The sequence below is a fragment of the Hydrogenophaga sp. genome, from assembly GCF_011390835.1.
In the GTDB taxonomy this organism is placed as follows: Bacteria; Pseudomonadota; Gammaproteobacteria; order Burkholderiales; family Burkholderiaceae_C; genus Hydrogenophaga.
In genome coordinates this window covers 100,916-119,076 of sequence record NZ_JAABRQ010000008.1, presented here as the reverse complement: position 1 = coordinate 119,076, position 18,161 = coordinate 100,916, and the positions used below count along the sequence as shown (strand labels likewise).

Sequence of the window (18,161 nt, the reverse complement as noted above, 5' to 3'; positions counted from 1 at the left end):
CGGTACGGTCGTACAACACACCGCCCAGCCACACCCCCATGAAACTGCCGATCTGGTGGCTGAAAAACACGAAGCCGCCGAGCATTGAAAAGTGGGCGACACCAAAGATCTGCGCCACGGTGGCATTGGTTGGCGGAATGGTGGACAGCCACAGCAGGCCCATCACCGATGAAAACACGTACACGCTCATCGGCGTGAGCGGTACCACGAGGAAGATGGTGATGACCACCGCGCGCGCCAGGTAAATGAAAGCCAGGATGTGGCGCTTGGGCACGCGCTGGCCAAGCGCGCCAGCGGCGTAGGTGCCGATCACGTTGAACAGGCCGATCAGCGCCAGGGCGTAGCTTGCCACTTCGGGAGACAGGCCGTTGTCCTTCAGGTAGCTCGGCATGTGCACGCCGATGAACACCACCTGGAAGCCGCACACGAAGTAGCCTGCCATCAGCAGTTGGAAGCTGCGGTAGCGCATGGCCTCGCCCAGCGCCTGCAGAATCGTTTGCTCGCGCGGCGGTGCCACTCCACCCACAAAACCAGGCTCGCGCAGACCACGCGCCAGCGGCATGATCAGCAGCACCGATCCACCCAGGATCAGCAGCGCTGCCTGCCAGCCGAAGCCGCTGATCAGCCAGCCTTCCACCGGCACCATGAGGAACTGGCCAAAAGAGCCTGCAGCCGCCGCCACCCCCATGGCCCAGGAGCGTTTTTCGGGCGGAATCTGGCGTCCGATCACGCCGTAAATCACTGCATAGGTGGTGCCCGCCTGTGCCGCTCCGATGAGCACGCCGGTGGTGAGCGCAAAGCCCAGTGCGGTGGTGGTGAGGGCCATGCCCACCAGGCCCAGCGCATACAGCACGGCGCCGGCCATGAGCACCCGCATGGCGCCAAAACGGTCTGCCGCCATCCCGGCAAAGATGCCGAACACGCCCCAGGACAGGTTTTGCACCGCGATCGCGAGCGAAAAGCTCTCTCGCGTCCAGCCCTGGGCCTGGGTAATGGGCTGCAGCCAGAGACCAAAGCCGTGGCGAATGCCCATGGACAGGGTGACGATGGCAGCGCCACATAGCAGGACCTGGACGGCGGACAGGCGCGGAGCGCCAGCGGAAAGGGAAGACATCGGGCGACTGTATCGAATCTGCCGCCGTCGCGTGCGCGCCCAGGTGTCAGTTGGCTCGCGACGCTGCCGGGGTGGCTGCGCCCTCAAGCCCAGCCGTTCCCAGCGACGGATTCTCGGTCTGTATCTTCATACAGTCTTTTGCCGGAGGACCCGTACAATCCGCCCCCATGGCGATCCAAAGCAACTCTGCGTATTCCGAAGGCTCCATCCGCGTCCTCAAGGGCCTGGAGCCGGTCAAACAGCGCCCGGGCATGTACACCCGCACCGATAACCCGCTGCACATCATCCAGGAGGTGCTGGACAACGCGGCCGACGAAGCTCTGGCCGGACACGGCCGGAAAATCAAGGTCACGCTGCACACCGACCACTCGGTCAGCGTGGAGGACGACGGGCGCGGCATCCCGTTTGGCCTGCACCCTGAAGAGCTGGCGCCGGTGGTTGAACTGGTGTTCACCCGGCTGCACGCCGGCGGCAAGTTCGACAAGGGCAAGGGCGGCGCCTACAGCTTTTCGGGCGGCCTGCACGGCGTGGGTGTTAGCGTGACCAATGCGCTGTCCACGCGCCTGGAAGTGACCAGCTACCGCGAAGGCCAGGTGGCCCAACTCGCATTTTCGGCCGGTGACGTGATCGAGCCGCTGGTGTTGAGACCCAAAGGCGAGGGCGACCGCAAGCAGGGCACGACGGTGCGCGCCTGGCCCGATGCCAAGTACTTCGAGTCCGCCGCTTTGCCGATGGCCGAACTCATGCACCTGCTGCGCAGCAAGGCGGTGCTGATGCCGGGCGTGAGCGTGACGCTGGTGAACGAGAAGACCAAGGACACCCAGGCCTGGCTGTACAAGGGCGGCCTGCGCGATTACCTGCAGCAGACGCTCAACGGCGAACCGGTGATTCCGCTGTTTGAAGGCGAAGGTTTTGCCGACAGCGGGCACGACAGTTTTGCCGAAGGCGAAGGCGCGGCCTGGTGCGTGGCCTTCACCGAAGACGGCGCATCAGTGCGCGAGAGCTATGTGAACCTCATCCCTACCAGCGCTGGCGGCACACACGAAAGTGGTCTGCGCGATGGCCTGTTTCAGGCGGTCAAGAGCTTCATCGAGCTGCACGCGCTGCTACCCAAAGGCGTGAAGCTGCTGCCCGAAGACGTGTTTGCTCGCGCCTCTTATGTGCTGAGCGCCAAGGTACTCGATCCGCAGTTTCAGGGCCAGATCAAGGAGCGACTGAACTCGCGCGATGCGGTGCGCCTGGTGGGCAGCTACGTGCGCCCGGCGTTGGAACTCTGGCTCAACCAGCATGTTGATTACGGCAAGAAACTGGCCGAGCTGGCGATCAAGGCCGCGCAAAGCCGCCAGAAAGCGGGTCAGAAGGTCGAGAAGCGCAAGGGTTCGGGCGTGGCTGTGCTGCCTGGCAAGCTGACCGATTGCGAAAGCCGCGACCTGTCTCACAACGAGGTGTTTCTGGTCGAGGGCGATTCGGCCGGCGGCAGCGCCAAGATGGGGCGCGACAAGGAGTGCCAGGCCATCCTGCCGCTGCGCGGCAAGGTACTCAACACCTGGGAGGTCGAGCGCGACCGCCTGTTTGCCAACAACGAGATTCACGACATCGCGGTGGCCATCGGCGTGGACCCCCACGGGCCGCTGGACACGCCTGACCTCAGCAGTTTGCGTTACGGCAAGGTCTGCATCCTGAGCGATGCTGACGTGGATGGCTCCCACATCCAGGTGCTGTTGCTCACGCTGTTTTTCCGCCACTTTCCCAAGCTCATCGAAGCCGGGCATTTGTACGTGGCGCGTCCGCCCCTTTTCCGGGTTGACGTGCCCGCGCGCGGCAAGAAACCGGCTGCCAAGCAGTACGCGCTGGACGACGGCGAACTGCACGCCATCCTGGACAAGGCTGAAAAAGACGGCGTGGCGCGCGACAAGTGCCAGATCAGCCGCTTCAAGGGCCTGGGCGAGATGAACGCCGAGCAGCTCTGGGACACCACGCTCAACCCCGACACGCGCCGGCTGATGCCGGTGTCGCTGGGGTCGATGGATTTTGCGGGCACCGAAGCGCTGATCACCAAGCTCATGGGCAAAGGCGAAGCGGCGTCGCGCCGTGAACTAATGGAATTGCACGGCGACTCGGTCGACGTGGATATTTGAAGACTGAATTGAATCGATGGACGATCTACTGAATCTGGAGCCGGTGGCCGATGCGCCTGGCGAAGACAACCTGGCCAACTACGCGCAACGCGCCTACCTCGAGTACGCGCTTTCGGTCGTGAAAGGCCGGGCGCTACCCGATGTGTGCGACGGGCAGAAGCCGGTGCAGCGGCGCATCCTGTTCTCCATGGAGCGCATGGGGCTGGGCTTCAGTGGGCCCAACCGCAACACGGCGGCCAAGCCCGTCAAGAGTGCACGCGTGGTCGGCGATGTACTGGGCAAATACCACCCCCATGGCGACAGCGCGGCGTACGACGCACTGGTTCGCATGGCGCAGGATTTTTCGCAGCGCTACCCGCTGATCGACGGCCAGGGCAACTTCGGCTCGCGCGATGGCGACGGCGCAGCGGCGATGCGATACACCGAAGCGCGGCTGGCCAAGATCACGGGTTTGCTGCTCGACGAGATCGACGAAGGCACGGTCGATTTCATCCCCACCTACGACGGCTCATTCGAGGAGCCCAAGCAATTGCCGGCGCGCCTGCCCTTCAATTTGCTCAACGGCGCCTCGGGCATCGCGGTCGGTCTGGCCACTGAAATCCCCAGCCACAACTTGCGCGAGGTGGCAGACGCCTGTGTGGCGCTGATCAAAACGCCGAAGCTCAGCGACGACGAGCTGCTGGCCATCGTGCCCGGGCCCGACTACCCCGGTGGCGGCCAGATCATCAGCAGCAGTCAGGATATAGCCGATGCTTACCGCACCGGCCGCGGCAGTCTCAAGGTGCGCGCGCGCTGGAAGATCGAAGAACTCGCGCGCGGCCAGTGGAACCTGGTGGTCAACGAGCTGCCGCCGGGCGTGAGCACGCAGAGGGTGCTGGAAGAGATCGAAGAGATCACCAACCCCAAGGTGAAGGCGGGTAAGAAAACGCTGAGTCAGGACCAGACGCAGCTCAAGGCCAGCATGCTCATGGTGCTCGACGGCGTGCGCGACGAGTCGAGCAAAGACGCGCCAGTGCGCCTGGTGTTTGAGCCCAAGAGCAGCCGCATCGAGCAACAGGAACTCATCACCGCGCTGCTCGCCCACACCAGTCTGGAAAGTTCCAGCCCGATCAACCTGACCATGATCGGCATCGACGGTCGGCCCACGCAAAAGTCGCTTCGGCTGATGTTGACCGAGTGGATCGAATTCCGCCAGGGTACCATCATCCGCCGCTCGCAGCACCGCCTGAACAAGGTGCTGGACCGCATCCACATCCTGGAGGGCCGTCAGCTTGTCCTGCTCAACATCGACGAAGTGATTGCCATTATTCGCCAGAGCGACGAGCCCAAAGCTGCGCTGATCGCACGCTTCAAACTGAGCGATCGGCAGGCCGAAGACATTCTGGAAATCCGGCTGCGCCAGCTCGCACGACTGGAAGCGATCAAGATCGAGCAGGAGCTCAGCAACCTGCGCGAAGAGCAGGGCAAGCTCGAAGACATTCTGGGTAACCCTGGCAGTTTGAAGCGCCTGATGGTGAGAGAGATCGAGGCCGACGCCAAGACCTTCGCAGATGCCCGCCGCACCCTGATCCAGGCCGAAAAAAAAGCCGTGGCCGAGATCAAGGTGGTGGACGAGCCTGTGACTGTGGTCATTTCCAGCAAAGGCTGGGTGCGCGCGCGCAACGGCCACGGCCACGAAGCTGGCAGCTTTGCCTTCAAGGCCGGCGACGGGTTGTACGGCACTTTTGAATGCCGCACCGTCGACACGCTCATCGTGTTTGGCAGCAATGGCCGCGTCTACTCCGTGCCGGTGGCCAGCCTGCCCGGCGCGCGCGGTGATGGTCAGCCAATCACCACGCTGATCGAGCTTGAATCCGGTACCCAGCCCGTGCATTACTTTGCTGGCCCTGGCGCGGCTACTTTGCTGCTGTCCAGCACCGGTGGCTACGGTTTCCTCGCCAGCGTGGACAATCTGGTCTCGCGCCAGCGCGCAGGCAAGACCTTCATCAGCGTGGGCGAAGGCGAGACCGTGTGCACGCCTTCGCATGCGACCAACTCCTCGGGCAGCCAGCCGCTGGCGGCAGCGACCCACGTGGCCTGTGCGTCCACCGGCGGGCGCATCCTCACCTTCGAGATCGGTGAACTCAAGGTGATGGAGAAGGGCGGTCGGGGCCTGATGCTGATCGACCTGGAAGCCAAAGACACCCTGGCCGGCGCAGCGGCCTACACGCGCAGCGTGAAGATCGAAGGCATTGGCCGGGGTGGCAAAGCTCGCGACGAAACGCTGGAGATCCGCAGCCTGAACAACGCGCGCGCTGCCCGCGGTCGCAAAGGCAAGGCGGCCGACCTGGGGTTCAAGCCGAACCGCGTGACGCGGGTGGAGTAGCCCCTTGGCCGGGGTGCCGACGCTGGACGATTTTCGCCGCTATGCCATCACGCGCAGCCTGTTCAAGCCCACCACGCTGCCCGCAGCCATTCGCCAACTCGGCTTCGTGCAGGCAGATCCGATGCGCGCGCCAGCGCGTGCGCAAGACCTGATCTTGCGCCTGCGGGTGAAGGGCTACCGCGCGGGCGATCTGGAGCGGCGCTACCCGCAGCTCGATGTGGACGAAGACTACTTCGTCAATTACGGTTTTCTACCGCGCCAGACGCTGGCCCTGTTACATCCGCGCGAGCCGCGCCAATCTTGGGACGCCAGCACCCGGATCCGCGCTGCCGAGTTGCTGGCCTTTGTGCGCGAACACGGCGCTTGCCATCCCAAGCAGGTTCAGGCCGAGTTTGCCGACCACGGCAGGGCCGTGAGCGCCTGGGGCAGCAGCCTGCAAGCCACCACGCACCTGCTGGACGACATGCACTACCGGGGCTTGCTGCGCGTGCAGCGGCGCGAGGCCGGCACGCGGGTGTTCGAGGCGGTGGAGCACCCGGCGCAGGACGACAGCTCGGCGCCGAAGCGCGAGCGGGCGCAGGGTCTGCTGGATCGCGTGGTGGCGCTCTATGCGCCATTGCCTGCGGCAAGCCTGGCCTATCTGTCGCGCCTGCTGGCCTACGGTGCTCCCCATCTGAAAACCCAGGTACGCGAGGCGCTCAAGCTCGCTGAGAGCCGCTATGGCCACGCCAAGGTGGAAGGCCAAAGCTGGTTCTGGCCCGCAGATGAAAACCCGCGCTCGCGGCGCTTCGCTCCCGACGATCGGCTGCGCCTCCTGGCCCCGTTTGACCCCGTGGTCTGGGACCGGCGCCGGTTTGAGTCGCTCTGGGGCTGGGCCTACAGATTCGAAGCTTATGTGCCCGCACCCAAACGCACCATGGGCCACTATGCCTTGCCCGTGTTGTGGGGCGAGCAGATGCTGGGCTGGGCCAACCTGCGCGTGGAAGGCCAGCGCTTGCAACATGAACTGGGTTTTGTGGGTGCGCGACCCAAAGGCGCAGCTTTCAAATCCGCGCTAGACGAAGCGCTGGGTGAGTTTGAGGATTTTCTGGCGCAGGGCGGTATTGATAGAGCCAATTCGTGAGCGCCTCGATGTCGGACGAATTTCGCCGAGCCTCGTGATTCATCAGCCCAGTTCAGCAATCAGCTCGATCTCCACACAAGCCCCCATCGGCAGCTGCGCCACGCCAAAGGCGCTGCGTGCATGTGCGCCGACTTGCGGGCCGAACACCTGGCCGAGCAGTTCGCTGCAGCCGTTGGTGACCAAGTGCTGCTCGGTGTAGGTGGCGGTGCTGTTGACCAGGCTCAGCACCTTGACGATGCGCTTCACATCGTCCAGCGTTTTTCCACCCGCTAGGCAAGCGGCGGCCAGCGTGCCCATGAGGTCGATGGCGACCGCGTGCGCTGCCCCTTTGGCTTCGTCGGTCGTCATGGTCAGGCCGACCTGTCCGACCCAGGGCTTGCCGTCTTTTTTGGCGATGTGCCCGCTCAGGAAGATGAGGTTGCCGGTCTGCACGAAGGGCACGTAGGCGGCGGCCGGGACGGACACCGGGGGTAGCTCGATCTTGAGCTCGGCCAGTTTGTCGTAGATGCTCATGGGAATGTCTCCTGGGTGCGGTAAGGGATAGTCGGCTCACTTCATTCTATGGGCGGGCTTGAGCCGGGTGAAGCCGCGAACCTGGCAGGGGACTCGACTGGCGCGCCGTTTCAGCCAGGCGTTTTGGATTGCGACTGCGACTGAGACTGCGTTTGCGTCGCTTCTGCCGCAGGGGGGCGCTTGGCGAGCTGGTCCCATTCTTCGGGTGGCGCCACGGTGACCGCCACTTCCAGCTCATGGCCTGCGCCGCCCTGGATCACGCCGCGCATGGGCGAAACGTCGGAGAAGTCGCGGCCCACGGCCAGGGTCACGTAGTCTTCCCCAGGGCTGCCCCAGCCGCAGCGGTTGTTGGTGGGGTCGAAGTCGAACCAGGCGCCTGGGCCGTGGGTTGGTGCGCCATCGGGCGCGATGAACCCGACCGGTAGCGGCACATACAGCGCCACCCAGGCGTGAGACGCATCGGCGCCGACCAGTCTCGGCTTGCCGGGTGGTGGCTGCGTCAGCAGGTAGCCGCTGACATAGCGCGCGGGCAGACCCAGGCTGCGCAGGCAGCCGAGCATGATGTGCGCAAAGTCCTGGCACACGCCTTTACCCTGTTCCAGCGCTTGCAGCGCCGGGGTGTTGACCTCGGTGCTGGCTGTCTCGTAAGTGAGGTCTGTGTGGATGCGCTCCATCAGCGCGCGCGCTGCCTCCAGCACCGGCAAACCCGTGGTGAACACCGGCCGGGCAAAGGCGGCAAAGGCATCGTCGCGCGGCACGTAGGGCGAGGCGAAAAGGAATTCGCTGGCCGGGTCGTAGGGCGCCTGGACGCGGTAGCGGAAATGTTCGCGCAGCCACTCCCAGCTCTGCACGGTCCAGGCCGGACTGTCGGGCAGCTGCCAGGGCTCACAGGTCTCCACCTCGCTTTGGGCATCAACCCGAAGGGTTTCGTGGGGGGCCTGCAGAGAGAAGAAGGTGCGCAGGTTGCCGAACACGTCGATGGTCTCGCTGCGGGCCGCAGGCTCGGGCGTGATCTGGATCTGGTGGTGCAGCACGTGCTGACCCGCGCCCTCGCGGGGCGTGAGGTGCACCATGTGCTGGGCCAGCGCCACCGTGCCCTGGTAGTCGTACAGCGTCTCGTGCTGGATGCGAAGCCTCACGACAGCCCCCCGCGCAAGGTCGCTGGGGGCCAGGTCTGAAGGCGAGAGGCCGCTTGCCGTGACATGGTCATGCCCCCAGCGTCTGGTTGCGCCGGTCTGCATGGCTGAAATGCAGGTGCGTGATCTCTTCCGAGAGCGCGCCAGCGGCCACCTGGCAGGACTCCAGCAGGTCGGTCAATGCGGTCCAGCTGCGTTGGCCGTCGGGCGCACGCTGCCAGTTGCTCAGGTCGGCCAGCACCCATGTGTCGGGGTCGGGCAGGGCAAGGGCCAGAGCGGCATCTTGCGGGGCGGCGCTGATGGCGAGCTTGCCCAGGCGAGCGCGCAGCGTCTGCACCACCCACGCCAGCGAGCGGGGGTTGTCGCGGTCCATCACCAGCAGGTCGACCAGGGCCACCATATCGCGCCGTTGCTGGTACTGGGCGTGAAAGGTGATGGTGCTGTCGAACAGGGCCACCACTGCCTCGAAGCCGGCCGCATCGTGCACACAGCCGTGTTCCATCGCCAGCACCAGGGCCCGCGAGAGGGTGATCATGCGTTCGATATGGCGGCCCATGGACAGCAGGCGCCAGCCGTCGTCGCGCACCATGCGATCGGTCTGCGAGCCGGTGATGGCCGCCAGCAGTTCGCTCGCGCTTTGCAGGGCTGCGCGCGCCTCGGCGCCCACGTAGTCGGCATCGACCGACAAGGCGGCGCAGTCGCGCGCAAAGGTGGCTTCAGTCCGCTCGACCAGCTTCCACTGTTCCTGGGACAAACGCTCGCGTACCTGAGAAGCGGCTCCCTTCAGCGCGCGCAGGTTGTGGCCCACGCTGAAGGACTGCGCGGCCAGCTTGGGGTCGGTCGGCGCGAGGTTGGCCACCAGCGAGCGGGTGAACACGCGAACCGATTGTTCGGCCGACGGCGTGTCCTCCAGCACCAGCGAGTTTTCCTGGGCCATGGCGCTGAGCCACGCCAGCACACTGGGCGAGTTGGCTTCTTCGCCACCCAGTTCATCGAGCGCGATCTGGGCGATACGGATCGAGTTTTCCGCGCGCTCGGTGTAGCGCCCTAGCCAGAACAGGTTTTCGGCAGCGCGGCTGGTCACGGTGCGGGTCTGGCTGGCCAGCGCCAGCGTGCTGGGCGCCGAATGCAGCAAGCTGGTGTGGTCGACCGCGCCCTCGGTCTGCACCCAGCAGTCGGCGCTGCTACCACCGCGCTGCATGGCGGCGATGAGCTGACCGCGCGGCGCCAGGCGAACCAAACCGCCGGGTAGCACCCGCCAGGAGTTGGGGCCATCGGCCAGCGCAAAAACCCGCAGCATGGCCGAGCGCGGCATCAGGCGGTCGTTGGCCCAGGTCGGGGTCTGCGACAGCGGCAGCCATGCCTGGACCGTGTGGTCTTCCGGGTGGCGCGCCATGCGGCCCGACCACTCGTCCAGCTCGCGTGGGCTCAGGCTCTGGCCCATGGCCGTGTCCTGCCCGGAGCGTGGGTAGGTGGGCTTGATCACGCTGGTCTTGATCAGCGGCAACACCTCGCGCAGCGCCGCGTCTTCGCCACACCACCAAGTGGCCAGCGAGGGCAGCTGCAGCTCTTCGCCGAGCAAGTGGCGGCTGATGGCGGGCAGAAAGCCGAGCAGGGCGCTGGACTCCAGCGGCGCCGAGCCCGGCGCGTTCGCCAGCACCAGGTTACCCGCCCGCAGTACCTGCAGCAGGCCTGGTACGCCCAGCGTCGAGTCGGCGCGCAGCTCTAGCGGATCTAGCCACTCGTCGTCCAGCCGCTTGATCAGGGCGTGCACCGGCTCCAGGCCTTTGAGGGTCTTGAGGAAGAGGCGCTGGTCGCGCACCGTGAGGTCGTTGCCCTCGACCAGCGTGAGGCCAAGGTAGCGCGCAAGGTAGGCGTGCTCGAAATAGGTTTCGTTGTAGGGCCCCGGCGTGAGCAGGGCGATGCGGGCGTTTTCGCCCTCGGGCGTGAGCTGTTTGATGCCTTCGACGAGCGCTCGGTAGCTGGCGGCCAGCCGCTGCACTTTCATGCCGGCGAAGGCCTTGGGAAACTGGCGCGCGATCGCGATGCGGTTTTCCAGCAGATAACCCAGCCCGGACGGGGCTTGGGTGCGCTGGCCCACCACCCACCAGCGGCCGTCGGGACCGTGCGCGAGATCGAAACCCACGATGTGCAGCCAGGTGCCCCCGGGCGGTGTCACGCCCTGCATGGCGCGCAGGTACCCCGGGTGGCCTTGCACGAGCGCGGCGGGCAGCATTGCCCTTTGCAGCAGCTCGCGCTGCCCATACATGTCGGCCATGATGGCGTTGAGCAGGCGGGTGCGCTGCAGCACGCCAGCTTCGATCTGGGCCCAGTCGTCGGCCCCCACGATCATCGGGAACAGGTCGAGCGCCCATGGCCGGCGCAGGCCGCGGTCGGCATCGGCGTAGACGTTGTAGGTCACGCCGTTGTCGCGAATCTGGCGCTGCAGGTTGTCGTGTCGGCGGTTCAGGTCTTTGAAGCCGTCGGCACCGATGTGTTGAAAAAAGCTGGACCAGGTGGGCGCAAGCGCGGCGGGCGCCCCCTGACCTTTGATGGCCGCCCCGCGCAGCTCGTCGTGGTGGCCTCGGTCGGCCGGCATGGAGAGCGAAAGCGCCCAATCGGCAGGCGTACCGGGACCCAGGTCGCCAAACAGGGAGTCGGTGGGTTCGGGTGTCACTGCGGCTGAGTATGCCCGGTACGCCCGGCCCGCAACCGCTCAGCGCGGGCGCGTTGTTGCATGGTGCACACAAGCTGCCCCGAATCTGGTCGCCAGGCCCGGTTGAACCATCGGATCAGTTCAGTGGCAGGGTGTCGAAGGTGGCGTAGGTGTTGCGCAGCCAGGTTTTTACCCGCTGTCGCTCCAGCATGCCCAGGGCATCGGGACCAGTGGTGGTGTGGATGGCCGACCAGAAGCTGGCGTTGCGACGATCGATCTTGCGCATGCTGGCTTCGTGCAGCTGGCCCAGGGTCACGACCCGCCCGCCCAGGGCAATGGCCTTTTTCAGTGCCGGAGAGTGCTCCAGCTGCGAAAAGTCGCTGCCCCGGCCTTCGTTCTTCACCACGAAGTAGTTGGGACCCGGGCCAAAGGTGTTGACCAGGCGATCCAGCAGGTCGACCGAGTCCCGGCCAGCATCGGCCATGTGCCAGAAATTGACCGTGACCCCCATGCTCGCCAGCAGCGGCAGCAGATCGGAATCGCGGATCCAGCGCGACAGCGGGGCCGCGGTTTGCGCGGCCAGGTCAACGATCACGCTGGAGCGAACGCCACTGGCCGGCACTTCCTCGAAGACACTCGCGACCTGGTCCAGGCCCTCGTAGGTGTCCACCACAACTGGTGAGGCGTAGTCGGCGTAAAAGCGGGCGAACGAGGTATGGGACCGGTCGGTGTCGAAGCCGGTGAAGGGCTGACCCTTGTCGATGAAGTACTGCGCCAGCACGCGAGCGGCCACGGATTTGCCGACACCGCCTTTTTCGCCGCCGATGAAATTGAGAGTTGCCATGGTTAGGTTGGAGTTGGGATTGCTCAGTTGGGGTGGCGCAGGTCGAGGGTAAACGGAAACTCGCGGCTGCCGGGGACGTGGATGGTGGCTGGAGGAATCACCATTGGCCCAGGTGTGTGGCCCATGGCTTTGAAGCGAGAAAGCCGGCGGCTCTCCGCTTCAAACGAATTCACCGGCAGGTTCTCGTAGCTCAGACCACCGGGGTGGGCCACGTGGTACTCGCAGCCGCCGATGGAATGCTTGGACCAGGTGTCGACGATGTCGAATGTCAACGGTGCGTGCACAGCGATGGTGGGGTGCAGGCTGCTCGGCGGGTTCCACGCCTTGTAGCGAACGCTGGCCACGTACTCACCCACGGTACCGGTGTTCTGCAACGGCAAGGCCTTGCCGTTGCAGGTCACCACATAGCGGCTCTGGTTCATGCCGGTCATGCGCACTTCGATGCGCTCCAGCGACGAATCCACATAGCGAGCATTGCCGCCGGCCGCGCTTTCTTCGCCCATCACATGCCAGGGCTCCAGCGCATTGCGCAGCGTGAGCTCCATGCCGGCTGATTGAATCGAACCGATCATGGGGAAGCGGAACTCGTAGTGCGGGGCAAACCAGCTGGCGTCAAACGCATAGCCGGCGCGGTTCATGTCGGCGATCACGTCGGCAAAGTCCTGCTGGATGAAGGCCGGCAGCATGAAGCGGTCGTGCAGCTCGGTGCCCCAGCGAGTAGCCGGCGCCCGGAATGGCGTTTTCCAGAAGCGCGAGACCAGCGCCCGAAGCAGCAGCTGTTGCGCGCTGCTCATGTGTGGGTGCGGTGGCATTTCAAATGCGCGCAGCTCCAGCAGACCCAGGCGGCCGGTGGCCGAGTCGGGCGAATACAGCTTGTCGATCGAGAACTCACTGCGGTGCGTGTTGCCGGTGACATCGATCAGGATGTTGCGCAGCGTGCGGTCGACGATCCACGGCGGCATGGTCTGGCCGTAGACCTCCCGGTTCTTGTAGATCTGCTCGATGGCGATTTCCAGTTCGTAGAGCTGGTCATTGCGGGCCTCGTCCACGCGTGGTGCCTGGCTGGTGGGGCCGACGAACATGCCGCTGAACAGGTAGCTGAGCGATGGGTGGTTGTGCCAGTACAGCAGCAAGCTGGCCAGCAGCTCGGGCTTGCGCAGGAACGGGCTGTCGGCAGGCGTTGCGCCGCCCATCACGAAGTGGTTACCGCCACCGGTGCCAGTGTGGCGACCATCGGTCATGAACTTCTCGGCCGACAGGCGCGACTCAAATGCCGCTTTGTAAAGGAACTCGGTGTTCTTCACCAGCTCTCGCCAATGGGTCACCGGATGGATATTGACCTCGATCACGCCCGGGTCGGGGGTGACCTGCAGCAGCTTCATGCGCGGGTCGCGTGGTGGCGGATAGCCTTCGAGGACCAGCTGCATCTTGAGCTCTTCGGCCGTGGCCTCGATGGCGGCCAGCAGCTCCAGATAGTGCTCCAGCTTTTCCAGCGGTGGCATGAAGACGTACAGCACCGCAGACGCCTTGCCCACCATTTCGGCCTTGGGGCCACTCGCTCGGCGTGGGTCGCGCACCTCCACGCACAGCGCCGTGCGGGTGATCCATTCAGCAGATTCGTTGAGGGCGGGCGCGCGGTCGAAGTTGGCCGGCTCGACCTGTCCGTCGGCCCGCGCGGTCAAAGTCGGGATGCGGGAAGCCATGCCATTGGGGGTCTGTAGCTTGCGCGGGGCTTCACCCGCCCGATCGGTACCCGCCACGTAGCGCGCGGCGATGGCGCTGTGAAGCGGCAGTGGCTTGCGCGGAACCGATGGGTCCTGCTCCACCAGGTAAGGGTAGTCGGCCTCATTGACCCAAGGCAGGGAGTCCAGCGGCAGGCGCAAGCCCATGGGGGAGTCACCCGGCATCAGGTACAGGCGCTCGTCGCGCAGAAACCAGGATCCGGTGGTCCAGCGCGCGTCGCCCGGACGCTTGGATGCCGATGGCTTTAGCGGCAGCAGGTAACCCACTACCGAGTCCAGCTTCTGGGTGAACACGCGGCGCAGCCGCACGCGCTCCATCTCGTCGTCCAGGCGCGAGTTGAAGGGGTCGACGTTGACCGGCAGGCGGCGCTCGCGCCACAGGTAGTACCAGACGTCTTCGTAGGCGCCTTGCATGAACTCGTCGGTGATGCCGAGCCTGCGCGCCAGGGTTTGCGTGAAGCGCTGGGCGTCTTCACTCGTGTAGTGCGTGGGATGGCGTTCGTCCACAAAGAGCGCCGGGTTGGACCAGACCGGCTCCCCGTCGGCGCGCCAGTAGATGTTGAGTGCCCAGCGCGGCAGTTGCTCGCCCGGGTACCACTTGCCCTGACCGAAGTGCAGGAAGCCTCCCTGGCCGTATTCGTCGCGCAGCTTGTGCACCAGCTCGGTGGCAAAGCCACGCTTGGTCGGCCCCATGGCATCGGTGTTCCATTCGGCCGCATCGCGGTCGCTGTCCGCCACGAAGGTGGGCTCTCCGCCCATGGTCAGGCGCACGTCGTTCGCAAGCAGCTCTGCGTCTACCGTGTCGCCCAGGGCCATCACCGCAGCCCACTGTTCTTCCGTGTAGGGCTTGGTGACACGCGGTGATTCGTAGATGCGGGTCACGCCCATGTGGTGCGCAAAGGTCACCTCGCTCTTGCTTACACCCCCTTCGATCGGCGCTGCGCCCGAGGGCAGGGGTGTGCAGGCGAGCGGAATGTGGCCCTCTCCGGCCATCAGGCCGGAGGTGGCATCCAGACCGATCCAGCCGGCGCCAGGCAGGTAGACCTCACACCAGGCGTGCAGATCGGTGAAGTCGACCTCGGTGCCGCTGGGGCCGTCCAGCGCCTTCACATCCGACTTCAGCTGGATCAGGTAGCCCGAGACGAAGCGTGCGGCCAAGCCGCAGTGGCGCAGCAGCTGCACCAGCAGCCAGCCCGAGTCGCGGCACGAGCCGCTAGCCAGTTTCAGGGTCTCCTCGGGCGTCTGCACACCCGGCTCCATGCGGATCAGGTATTTGATGTCCTGGCTGAGCATCTGGTTGAGCTCGACCAGAAAAATGACCGTGCGCCGCTTGGTGCGGTCGATCTTGTCCAGGTAGGCCTGGATCAGCGGTGTGGCCGGCTCGGGCGTCAGGTACGGCGCCAGCTCTTCCTTGAGCTCTGGCTCATAGGTGAACGGAAACTCTTCGGCATTAGGTTCCAGGAAAAAGTCGAACGGGTTGTAGACAGCCATTTCAAAGACCGCGTCCACAGTGACCTTGAACTCACTGACCTTGTCGGGAAATACCAGGCGAGCCTGGTAGTTGGCAAACGGGTCCTGCTGCCAGTTGACGAAATGCCCTGCTGGCTCGACCTTGAGCGAGTATGAAACGATCTTTGAACGGCAGTGCGGCGCGGGGCGCAGCCGCACGATCTGCGGGCCTAGATCGACCAGGCGGTCGTACTGATAATGAGTAATGTGGCTCAGGGCAGCGTGAATGGCCATACAGGGGCTTTCAGAGGATCAGGAAGAATCAAAGGGGGGCAAAAAAACATGAATCCGCGGGGACCAAAAAGCCGCCGGGATAGCCCGCCCATACTAGCAACTCCCACGCCAGGGGGTGTTGGCACGGTCGTTTAGCTGCGATTACCGGTGGCCAGTTAGCTGTTTCTCAGATGGGTGTGGGGACCCTAGGTGGAGCTTGGCTGGTGCTGCCGCTGGCCTGGGTGCTGGGGGCGGCATTGCAGCTCCAGCAGGCGACCTCTGGCCATGGTCTGTGTACGCGCTGGCGGCGGTGCTGGGCGGTGTGCTGCTGCGCTGGCCGGTCGTGGTGCGCGGCGCGGGACTGGTGCTGTTGCCTGCGCTATCTAGGAGCCCGCCACGACCCCCGCCCGGCGCGTTTGAGGTGCTGCCATCGATGTGGGGCAGGGCAGCGCCGTGCTGGTGCTAGCCGCCGGGCACAGCCTGCTGTTTGACGCCGGTCCCCGCTACTCGCCGGAAGGCGACGCTGGTCAGTGCGTGATCCTGCCGCTGCTGCGCGCGTTGGGTGAACGGCCCGATGCGGTGGTGATCAGCCACCGCGACAGCGACCATGCTGGCGGTGCCGAAGCGGTACGCTCCGCCTGACCGCAGGCTCTCTGGCTGCCCTCCTATTGTCAAGACCCCTGCCGTGCTGGACTGCGCTGCGTGTGGGACGGGGTGGCGTTCGACATGCTGCACCCCGGCCAGCGCACTACCGAACTGACGGCAGCGGCCTGCTCAGCAGCAACGCCATGTCGTGCACGCTGCTGATCCGCGCCGGCGACTAAGCCGCCAGTCTCAGCGGCGACCTTGACGCCGAGCGCGAAACCCGTCTAGCGCTGGCGCAACCCGACCTGCACGCAACCTTGATGCTGGCACCTCACCATGGCAGTCGCAGCTCCAGCAGCCCGGTGCTGCTCAACACCTTGAAACTGCGCTGGGTGCTGGTGCAGTCGGGCTACCGCAACCGATTCGGGCACCCGGCGCCCGAGGTGCTGGCCCGCTACCGGTAACGCGACCTGGGTCGAGTCACTTCGCCCGATTGCAGCACCGCCACCTGGCGCAGCCACCAGCCTGAAGTGGTGCTGTGTGAGCGCATGCGGCTGCAGCGTTACCGGCACCACCGATCGCAAGAGCCGGATGGTGCCGAGGCCCGTGGCTAGACTGCGCTGGATTCCGATTGAACGCACGCAAAAAACCTCGCTGCGCCGCCAAAGGTCTCGACCTTTCCGAGCGCTGGCGCAGACCTTGCTATGCTCCAAACAGGAGAAAAATCCCATGAAACGACCGATGTTCGACGAAATGTATGCCTCGCCTGGTGAGGTTCGTGCCCATTACGAGGCTTATGCGCGCTGGCTTGCTCAGCAGCCGGCCGAAGTGATGGCCGACCGGCGCGAAGAGGCTGAAGTCATCTTCCGGCGGGTGGGCATCACCTTCGCTGTCTACGGCGACAAGGATGAAGACGCCTCGGGCATGGAACGGCTGATTCCCTTTGACGTGATCCCGCGCATCATCCCGAATGACGAGTGGCGGAACATGAAGGCAGGACTGGTGCAGCGCGTGACCGCGCTCAACCGCTTCCTACACGACATCTACCACGATCAGGAGATCATCCAGGCGGGTCATATCCCGGCCGAACAGATCCTGAACAACGCGCAGTACCGGCCTGAGATGAAGGGAGTCGATCTCTTCAACGGCGTTTATTCACACATCTCCGGGGTGGATATGGTGCGGGCGCCCAACGCCGACGGCGTGGGCGAGTACTACGTGCTGGAAGACAACCTACGGGTTCCCAGCGGCGTGAGCTACATGCTGGAAGACCGCAAGATGATGGTACGGCTGTTCCCCGAGCTGTTCAGCCAGAACCGCGTGGCGCCGGTGGCGCATTACCCCGACCTGCTGCTCGAAACCCTGCGCGCCGTGGCGCCACCCGCTGCGGCTGGCTCACCGACTGTGGTCGTGCTCACTCCGGGCATGTACAACAGTGCTTACTTCGAACACGCGTTCCTAGCCCAGCAAATGGGTGTGGAACTGGTGGAGGGGCAAGACCTGTTCGTCAAGGACAACTTTGTCTTCATGCGCACCACCATGGGCCCGCAGCGCGTCGATGTGATCTACCGCCGGGTTGACGACGACTTCCTCGACCCCAAGGTGTTCCGCCCCGGCTCCACGCTGGGCTGTGCGGGTCTCATGGAGGCCTACCGTGCCGGCAACGTGAATATCTGCAACGCGGTGGGCACGGGCGTGGCCGACGACAAGTCAATCTACCCCTATGTGCCAAAGATGATCGAGTTCTACCTGGGCGAGAAGCCCATCCTCAACAACGTTCCGACGTTCATGGGCCGCAAACCGGACGAGCTGAAGTACATCCTGGACAACCTGAAGGACCTGGTCGTCAAGGAGGTGCACGGCGCTGGCGGCTACGGCATGCTGGTGGGACCCGCGTCAACCAAGGCCGAGATCGAGGACTTCCGCAAGGCCATCCTCGCCAAGCCTGATGGCTACATTGGCCAGCCCACGTTGTCACTGTCCACCTGCCCCACCTATGTCAAGGAAGGCATCGCGCCACGCCACATCGACCTGCGCCCCTTCGTCCTCTCGGGCACCGAGGTGCAGATGGTGCCTGGCGGCCTGACCCGGGTCGCCCTCAAGGAAGGCTCGCTGGTTGTCAATTCGTCGCAGGGCGGCGGAACCAAGGACACCTGGATCATGGAAGGCCGCTGAGCGCGTCACCCACGCCGCTCACCGCCTTCCACCCCTTTAGGAAACACC

General features: G+C 64.9%; 12 protein-coding genes. 6 read left to right on the top strand and 6 right to left on the bottom strand.

The window, feature by feature from the left end; all coding sequences use genetic code 11:
* Positions 1–1,114, bottom strand: a 1,114-nt coding sequence (locus tag GPT34_RS07040; RefSeq protein ID WP_291010549.1) for an MFS transporter, incomplete at its 3' end; no start/stop codon positions are given.
* Positions 1,115–1,281: 167 nt separating this feature from the next.
* On the opposite strand from GPT34_RS07040, the gene GPT34_RS07035 reads away from it, so the two are divergent.
* Genes GPT34_RS07035 through GPT34_RS07025 form a run of 3 tightly spaced genes read left to right on the top strand, consistent with a single transcriptional unit; the run spans position 1,282 to position 6,740 of the window.
* Entirely contained in the window at positions 1,282–3,252 is a 1,971-nt protein-coding gene (locus GPT34_RS07035) for a DNA topoisomerase IV subunit B (protein ID WP_291010548.1), read from the top strand.
* A 16-nt stretch (positions 3,253–3,268) separates the two neighbouring features.
* Positions 3,269–5,617 carry a DNA topoisomerase IV subunit A gene (gene parC, locus GPT34_RS07030; protein WP_291010547.1) on the top strand — a complete coding sequence of 783 codons (2,349 nt, stop codon included), beginning with the start codon at positions 3,269–3,271 and terminating at the stop codon, positions 5,615–5,617.
* A 4-nt stretch (positions 5,618–5,621) separates the two neighbouring features.
* Entirely contained in the window at positions 5,622–6,740 is a 1,119-nt protein-coding gene (locus GPT34_RS07025) for a crosslink repair DNA glycosylase YcaQ family protein (protein ID WP_291010546.1), read from the top strand.
* 42 nt (positions 6,741–6,782) lie between these two features.
* On the opposite strand, the gene GPT34_RS07020 is transcribed toward GPT34_RS07025, so the two are convergent.
* The 5 genes from GPT34_RS07020 to GPT34_RS07000 form a co-directional block, all read right to left on the bottom strand.
* A complete protein-coding gene (locus GPT34_RS07020; RefSeq protein WP_291010545.1) occupies positions 6,783–7,253 on the bottom strand; it encodes a RidA family protein in 471 nt (156 codons plus the stop codon).
* 110 nt (positions 7,254–7,363) lie between these two features.
* Positions 7,364–8,392 carry a transglutaminase family protein gene (locus GPT34_RS07015; protein ID WP_291010544.1) on the bottom strand — a complete coding sequence of 343 codons (1,029 nt, stop codon included), beginning with the start codon at positions 8,390–8,392 and terminating at the stop codon, positions 7,364–7,366.
* Between the two features lie 67 nt (positions 8,393–8,459).
* Positions 8,460–11,066: a circularly permuted type 2 ATP-grasp protein gene (locus GPT34_RS07010; protein WP_291010543.1), complete on the bottom strand. Its 2,607-nt coding sequence runs from the start codon at positions 11,064–11,066 to the stop codon at positions 8,460–8,462.
* 115 nt (positions 11,067–11,181) lie between these two features.
* Complete coding sequence (locus GPT34_RS07005) at positions 11,182–11,889, bottom strand: mobilization protein (RefSeq protein ID WP_291010542.1); 708 nt, start codon at positions 11,887–11,889, stop codon at positions 11,182–11,184.
* Between the two features lie 23 nt (positions 11,890–11,912).
* Positions 11,913–15,374 carry a transglutaminase family protein gene (locus GPT34_RS07000; RefSeq protein WP_291010541.1) on the bottom strand — a complete coding sequence of 1,154 codons (3,462 nt, stop codon included), beginning with the start codon at positions 15,372–15,374 and terminating at the stop codon, positions 11,913–11,915.
* Between the two features lie 414 nt (positions 15,375–15,788).
* Here GPT34_RS07000 and GPT34_RS06995 point away from each other — a divergent pair, with 414 nt between their 5' ends.
* The 3 genes from GPT34_RS06995 to GPT34_RS06985 all read left to right on the top strand — a co-directional run bounded on the left by GPT34_RS06995 (position 15,789) and on the right by GPT34_RS06985 (position 18,113).
* The gene (locus GPT34_RS06995) at positions 15,789–15,995 is read left to right on the top strand and encodes an MBL fold metallo-hydrolase (protein WP_291010540.1); all 207 of its coding nucleotides are present in this window, start codon (positions 15,789–15,791) and stop codon (positions 15,993–15,995) included.
* 263 nt (positions 15,996–16,258) lie between these two features.
* Positions 16,259–16,402 (top strand): hypothetical protein, encoded by a 144-nt coding sequence (locus GPT34_RS06990; RefSeq protein ID WP_291010539.1) that lies wholly within the window; start codon positions 16,259–16,261, stop codon positions 16,400–16,402.
* 265 nt (positions 16,403–16,667) lie between these two features.
* Complete coding sequence (locus GPT34_RS06985; RefSeq protein ID WP_291010538.1) at positions 16,668–18,113, top strand: circularly permuted type 2 ATP-grasp protein; 1,446 nt, start codon at positions 16,668–16,670, stop codon at positions 18,111–18,113.
* Positions 18,114–18,161 lie beyond the last annotated feature (48 nt).